Source organism: Candidatus Erwinia dacicola (assembly GCF_001756855.1).
GTDB classification, from domain to species: Bacteria; Pseudomonadota; Gammaproteobacteria; order Enterobacterales; family Enterobacteriaceae; genus Erwinia; species Erwinia dacicola.
In genome coordinates this window covers 1-6,301 of record NZ_MAYS01000107.1, presented here as the reverse complement: position 1 = coordinate 6,301, position 6,301 = coordinate 1, and the positions used below count along the sequence as shown (strand labels likewise).

General features: G+C 54.9%; 4 protein-coding genes and 4 pseudogenes. 2 read left to right on the top strand and 6 right to left on the bottom strand.

Features of this window, described 5'->3' with window-relative positions; genetic code table 11:
- A pseudogene (locus BBW68_RS15580) lies at positions 1-117 on the bottom strand (helix-turn-helix domain-containing protein); the annotation flags it as partial.
- Between the two features lie 101 nt (positions 118-218).
- Here BBW68_RS15580 and BBW68_RS19435 point away from each other — a divergent pair.
- Positions 219-388 (top strand): annotated as a pseudogene (locus BBW68_RS19435) (IS4 family transposase); the annotation flags it as partial.
- Positions 389-404: 16 nt separating this feature from the next.
- Here BBW68_RS19435 and BBW68_RS03140 read toward each other — a convergent pair.
- From BBW68_RS03140 to xseB, 4 genes and pseudogenes are all read right to left on the bottom strand, one after another.
- Positions 405-972: pseudogene (locus BBW68_RS03140) on the bottom strand (aldo/keto reductase); the annotation flags it as partial.
- A 176-nt stretch (positions 973-1,148) separates the two neighbouring features.
- A complete protein-coding gene (dxs, locus tag BBW68_RS03135) occupies positions 1,149-3,014 on the bottom strand; it encodes a 1-deoxy-D-xylulose-5-phosphate synthase (RefSeq protein WP_070133966.1) in 1,866 nt (621 codons plus the stop codon).
- Between the two features lie 18 nt (positions 3,015-3,032).
- Entirely contained in the window at positions 3,033-3,932 is a 900-nt protein-coding gene (gene ispA / locus BBW68_RS03130; protein ID WP_070133965.1) for a (2E,6E)-farnesyl diphosphate synthase, read from the bottom strand.
- On the bottom strand, positions 3,932-4,174 hold the full coding sequence (gene xseB, locus BBW68_RS03125) for an exodeoxyribonuclease VII small subunit (RefSeq protein WP_070133964.1): 243 nt from the start codon (positions 4,172-4,174) through the stop codon (positions 3,932-3,934). The genes ispA and xseB overlap by 1 nt, the downstream gene beginning before the upstream one ends.
- A 252-nt stretch (positions 4,175-4,426) precedes the next feature.
- Here xseB and thiI point away from each other — a divergent pair, with 252 nt between their 5' ends.
- The gene (gene thiI, locus BBW68_RS03120; protein WP_070133963.1) at positions 4,427-5,875 is read left to right on the top strand and encodes a tRNA uracil 4-sulfurtransferase ThiI; all 1,449 of its coding nucleotides are present in this window, start codon (positions 4,427-4,429) and stop codon (positions 5,873-5,875) included.
- An 84-nt stretch (positions 5,876-5,959) separates the two neighbouring features.
- Here the strand turns inward: thiI and BBW68_RS03115 are convergent.
- Positions 5,960-6,204: pseudogene (locus tag BBW68_RS03115) on the bottom strand (DJ-1/PfpI family protein); the annotation flags it as partial.
- Between the last annotated feature and the right edge of the window lie 97 nt (positions 6,205-6,301).

The window sequence follows — 6,301 nt, the reverse complement described above, 5'->3', positions numbered from 1 at the left end:
CGAGACTGTTGACTTACAGACGCCTAACCGGCGACCAATCTCGGCCTGACTAACTTTGTCTTCACACAACAGAGCTATCTGGTATCGTAATCCTTCGGTTCACTGCTGATATTTCATAGTTACTCGCTCATCTTTAGTCGGAAGAGCAGGATAGCTTATCGGTAGCTAACCGTCCCTCCATCTACATGACCGAGCGTTGCACTTATTATCTGAATTCGCGGGATAACTTTTTGTGGAGAATAACAAAATGGTTATCCGTGGCTTACGTGGAGCCATTACCAGGTCAGTCCCGCTGGAAGGGTATGTCGTGAAACTGAAGTGTGTGGGCCATCGCCTCAACGAGCCGCCCAGACGACGTATTCTTCAGATGGTCCGGACATTAAGTTAGCGCCTATGTGGTTTCCCCCCCACGGGCGCGTTAACCGACCTTGCGCTCTGGCTTCACGGCAGCACCGCAATATTCTCTTTCAGGCACAGAAGGTGCACTTCGCGCTCTTTCTCGCGCTGGATCAGGTTGTACTGATCCTGCATGCTGACAAACCGCGTCTAGCCGTTGTTATCCGCTGTATGTAGCGCGCGGGCAAACTGCTCGGGATGCATGGAAGAGGCACCGATATAGCGCGCTTGCCGGACTGCACCATGTCATGCAGCGCCTCCAGCGTCTCCTCCAGCGGCGTGTTGTAATCCCAGCAGTGAATTTGCAGCAGGTCGACATGATCCATACCGAGATGCTCAAGGCTGTCGTCAATCGACTGCAAAATATTGGCACGCGACAGCCCGCCGGAAAGATTGCTCATCGAGAAATAGACCTTTAGTGGCGACGACGACCTTATCGCGGCGCGCGAAGTCACGCAGGGCGTGGTCGACGATCTCCTCGCTGCTGCCGTCCGAGTAGCTGTTGGAGGTGTCGAAAAAATTGATCCTAGCTTCCAGCGCCTGCTTGATCAGCAGGCGGCTGCTCTCTTCCGGCAGTGTCTAGGCATGGCGGCCGCGATCGGGCTCACCATAGATCATGCAACCGAAACAAAGGCGGGAGACAGTCAGGTCGGTATTGGCTAACTTAAGGGTTTTCATTTGGGTCGATCCTGTTGGTTATTTACCCCAAGCATAGCAGGTGACAGGCTCCCCCGCGGGGAACTGAAGGAGAGTTACTGCGTCAGCCAGTTGGCGATCTGCTGCTGAATACCGGCGGCATCCAGTTGATAATCCACGCGGATCTCGTCCTGAGTGCCCTGTGGAATAAACTCATCCGGCAGGCCGATATTCAACACTGGAACCGGCTGACGTTTTGCCATCAGTAGTTCATTGACGCCGCTACCGGCACCGCCTTTGATCGCCCCTTCTTCTAGGGTAATAAGGGCTTCATGACTGCCAGCCAGCTTAAGGATTAACGCCTCGTCGAGTGGCTTAACAAAGCGCATATCCACCAGCGTGGCATTCAAAGCTTCAGCCGCCGTGCGGGCCTCAGGCAGTAGCGTACCAAAGTTGAGGATGGCCAACTTTTCGCCACGGCTCAGCACGCAGCCTTTGCCCAGCGGCAATGATGCCAGCGGTTCGAGGAGGGCCCCGGTGCCGGTGCCGCGCGGATAGCGCACTGCGCTTGGCCCGCTGCTGTGGTGGTAACCTGTGAACAGCATCTGGCGGCACTCGTTCTCATCGCTTGGCGTCATGATCACCATGTTCGGAATGCAGCGCAGGAACGCGATGTCGAAGGCACCCTGGTGCGTCTGCCCGTCGGCACCGACGATGCCGCCGCGGTCAATGGCAAACAGCACCTGCAGTTTCTGGATCGCCACATCGTGGATCAGCTGATCGTAGGCGCGCTGCAGGAAGGTGGAGTAGATCGCCACCACCGGCTTGTAGCCGCCAATCGCCAAGCCCGCGGCAAACGTCACCGCATGCTGCTCGGCAATTGCCACGTCAAAGTATTGCTGCGGATAATCGCGCGAGAAGCTTACCATGCCGGAACCTTCACGCATCGCTGGGGTGACCGCCATTAACTTGCTATCTTCAGCAGCGGTTTCACTCAGCCAGTGGCCGAAAATTTCGGAGTAGCTTGGCAGACCGTCGGCACTTTTTGGCAGCAGGCCGCTGGCCGGGTCAAATTTAGGCACCGCGTGCCAGCTAATCGGATCTTTTTCGGCTGGGGCATAGCCCTTGCCCTTTTTGGTCATGATGTGCAGGAACTGCGGGCCTTTCAGCGCATGCATATTGATTAGCGTCTGCACCAGCGCCAGCACGTCATGGCCGTCGACCGGGCCGATATAGTTAAAGCCCAGTTCCTCAAACAGCGTTCCCGGCACCACCATGCCTTTCAAGTGCTCTTCGGTGCGCTTTACCAGCTCTTTGATCGGCGGCAGGCTACCGAGCACCTTTTTACCTCCTTCGCGCAGGCGGGAATAGATCTTGCCGGAGAGGATCTGCGCCAGACGGTTGTTAAGCGCCCCGACGTTTTCGGAAATCGACATCTCGTTGTCATTCAGTACCACCAGCAGGTCGGCTTTAATATCGCCTGCGTGGTTCATCGCTTCGAACGCCATCCCGGCAGTAATCGCCCCATCACCAATCACGCAGGCGGTGCGGCGGCCTTTACCTTCTTTGCCGGCGGCTACTGCCATGCCCAGACCGGCGCTGATTGAAGTTGAGGAGTGACCGACGTTCAGCACGTCGAACTTGCTTTCATCACGCCACGGAAACGGGTGCAGGCCATTTTTCTGGCGGATGGTGCTGATACGGTCGCGGCGGTCGGTCAGGATTTTATGCGGATAGGCCTGATGGCCGACGTCCCACACCAGATGATCGAACGGCGTGTTATAGACATAATGCAGCGCAACGGTGAGCTCAACCACGCCGAGACCAGAAGCAAAATGACCGCTGGAGCGGCTAACGCTGTCGAGCAGATACTGGCGCAGCTCGTCACAGAGTTTTGGCAGACTCTCTTTCGGTAGCAAACGTAATTCTTGCACCGTACTTGCGAGAGCAAGCGTCGGGTATTTTGCAGGTTCAAAGCTCATCGGAGACTCATTTGGAAGTTATTTATCGCGTTCAATTATAAAGCCTGCCAGCGCCCACAGTGGGGTGGTGTCATACGACTGCGCGGCCAGCGTTTCTAATGCGCTGAGGGATTCCTGATACAGATCACATGCTTTTGCCTTTGCACTGTCAAGCCCCATTAATGCCGGGTAGGTACTCTTGCCTAACTGTTTATCGGCTCCCTGCCGCTTACCGATAATGGCGGTATCACCAATAATGTCTAGAATATCGTCCTGTACTTGGAAAGCTAGGCCAATCGCGTTGGCGTAGCGGTCAAGCTCAGGGAGGGCATCGCGCCCGCGTTCGCCTGCGGTTAATGCGCCGAGGCGGACCGCCGAGCGGATCAACGCCCCGGTTTTATGGCGGTGGATCTGCTCCAGCGCGGCTAAATCAACCTGCTGACCTTCAGCGGCTAGGTCCAGCGCCTGTCCTCCGCACATGCCGGCCACGCCGCTAGCCTGAGCCAGTTCGGACAGCATAGCAATACGGGCCTCCGCCGTGACGCCTAGCATCGGGGTATCGGCAAGGATGGAGAAAGCCAGAGTCTGCAGGGCATCACCGGCAAGAATCGCCGTATCTTCGCCAAACTTAATATGGCAGGTAGGCTGGCCACGCCGCAGGCTGTCGTTATCCATGGCCGGTAAATCGTCATGGATCAGAGAATACGCATGAATACATTCTACTGCAGCCGCCGGGGCATCCAGTGCTGCATCGTCAGCGTGTAGCATGGTGCCAGTGGCGTAGACCAAGAAAGGGCGTAGCCTTTTACCCCCTAATAATGCACCATATTCCATGGCATTCACCAGAGGAGAACTCTGAAATGGTTGCCCGGAGATAAAGCGCTGAAGCGCAGCGTTAACTCGCTGAAAGTGCGCGCTAAGTATCAGGTTAAAATCCATCAATCATTTTCCGGCGTAAAAGGCGTCAGATCGGCGTTCTTATCATCGCTGAGTAATATCTGTACCCGCTGCTCGGCCTGGTGTAGCGTTTGCTGCCCTGCACGTGCCAGCTGTACCCCGCGCTCAAACTCATTCAGCGCCTCTTCCAGCGGTAGGTTGCCGCTTTCCAGACGGGTGACGATCTGTTCCAGCTGCTGTAGCGATGTTTCAAAACTAGCAGACGGTTCGGCCTTTTTCGGCATTTTTAGATCCTGACTTATCATTTTTCATCAGCAAGCGCTCATGGTAGCCGACTCTAAATGATTAGCAAAATATCCCCTGCATTTTTCACGCGGCAGGGAAGAGTGATATCGGCAGCAGTCACCGGTCAAAGATGATATACTGTTGTTCTGGATGCAAAAATAGCAATAGCAATAGCCTGTTGCAAAACTCTGATTTTATCAGTTAAGTGCCCCTCTTTACAGCACTTAATTACCTGACGAATATATACCGCCATGAAGTTTATCATTAAGTTATTCCCTGAAATTACGATTAAAAGTCAGTCAGTTCGCCTGCGTTTTATCAAAATCCTGACCGGAAACATTCGCAACGTCCTTAAACCTTTTGATGAAACCCTTGCCGTGGTGCGCCACTGGGACAACGTTGAAGTGCGTGCAAAGGATGAAAGCCAGCGTGCGGCGATTGTGGCCGAGCTAACGCGCATTCCCGGTATCCACCATGTGCTGGCGGTAGATGATCGTCCGTATACCGATGTGCATAATATCTTTGAGCAGGTGCTGGAGATGAATCGCGAGCGCATTGAAGGCAAAACCTTCTGCGTGCGCGTGAAACGCCGCGGTAAGCATGCGTTCAGCTCGCAGGACGTTGAACGCTACGTCGGTGGCGGCCTGAATCAGCACGTCGCCAGCGCCCAGGTTCAGCTGAACCGCCCGGAAGTGACGGTCAATCTTGAGATTGAAGATGACAAACTGGTGCTGGTAACCGCGCGTTGTGAAGGTATCGGCGGCTATCCGATTGGCACCCAGGAGGACGTGCTGTCGCTGATTTCTGGCGGCTTTGACTCCGGGGTTTCCAGCTATATGCTGATGCGCCGCGGCTGTCGCGTGCACTACTGCTTCTTTAACCTTGGCGGTGCTGCTCATGAGATTGGCGTTCGTGAGGTGGCCCACTATCTGTGGAAACGCTACGGTAGCTCGCACCGCGTACGGTTTGTCGCTATCGACTTTGAGCCAGTGGTCGGTGAGATTCTGGAAAAAGTGGATGACGGCCAGATGGGCGTGGTGCTGAAGCGCATGATGGTGCGCGCCGCGTCACAGATCGCTGAGCGTTACGGCGTGCAGGCACTGGTCACCGGCGAAGCGTTGGGACAGGTCTCCAGCCAGACGCTGACCAACCTGCGCCTGATCGACAATGCCAGCGATACCCTGATTCTGCGCCCGCTGATCTCTCACGATAAAGAGCACATCATTAAGATTGCGCGTGAGATTGGCACCGAAGATTTTGCCCGTACCATGCCGGAATACTGCGGCGTGATCTCAAAAAGCCCGACAGTGAAAGCGGTCAAAGCGAAAATTGAGGCTGAAGAGCAGAACTTTGATTTCTCTATTCTCGACCGCATGGTTGAGCAAGCAACCAACGTGGATATCTGCAAGATTGCAGAGAAAACCGAAGAGGAAGTGGTGAAAGTCGAAACGGTGGCGTCGTTTGCCGAAAACGATGTGGTGCTGGATATTCGCTCGAACGATGAGCAGGAAGCCCGCCCGTTGGACGTTGACGGTGTTGACGTTCAATCACTGCCGTTCTATAAGCTGGGTACGCAGTTTGGCAACCTCGACCAGAGCAAAACTTGGCTGCTGTACTGCAAGCGTGGCGTGATGAGCCGCTTACAGGCGCTCTATCTGCACGAGCAGGGCTTCAAAAACGTTAAGGTTTATCGCCCTTAACGTTCTAAGGACTGACCGAAAAAAGGGTCAGCCCCTACATGTAGGGGCCGATCGCTTTCTTTTGATCGGCCCGTGTCTAACTTGTTAATCGCGGTAATCGTAAATCCCCGCCGCCAGCACCATCTGTTCGGTCACCTCACGTGCTTTCTCTTTCCCTGCCACTAAATCAATCAGCTTCAGTGCGAAATCGATCGCCGTGCCGGCCCTTGGCTGGTCAGCAGATTGACGCGGCAGTCCCATACCACGCGGCGGTCTATCCACTTCTCTTCCGGGATGATCTCTTTCAGTCCCGGAAAGCCGGTCATATTGCCCACCGGGAACAGATTATGGGTAGAGTCTTAGGACATGGTGTAAATTTGGCAGGATGAGGGAGAATGGCCCTACCTGTATCTGGATGCGACCTACGTGAAGGTGCGCAAGAACGGC

Excerpts from the sequence above, each read along its gene's own strand:
- xseB (WP_070133964.1), bottom strand. The coding sequence starts at position 4,174 with ATGCCGAAAAAGGCCGAACCGTCTGCTAGTTTTGAAACATCGCTACAG.
- ispA (WP_070133965.1), bottom strand. The coding sequence starts at position 3,932 with ATGGATTTTAACCTGATACTTAGCGCGCACTTTCAGCGAGTTAACGCT.
- dxs (WP_070133966.1), bottom strand. The coding sequence starts at position 3,014 with ATGAGCTTTGAACCTGCAAAATACCCGACGCTTGCTCTCGCAAGTACG.
- thiI (WP_070133963.1), top strand. The coding sequence starts at position 4,427 with ATGAAGTTTATCATTAAGTTATTCCCTGAAATTACGATTAAAAGTCAG.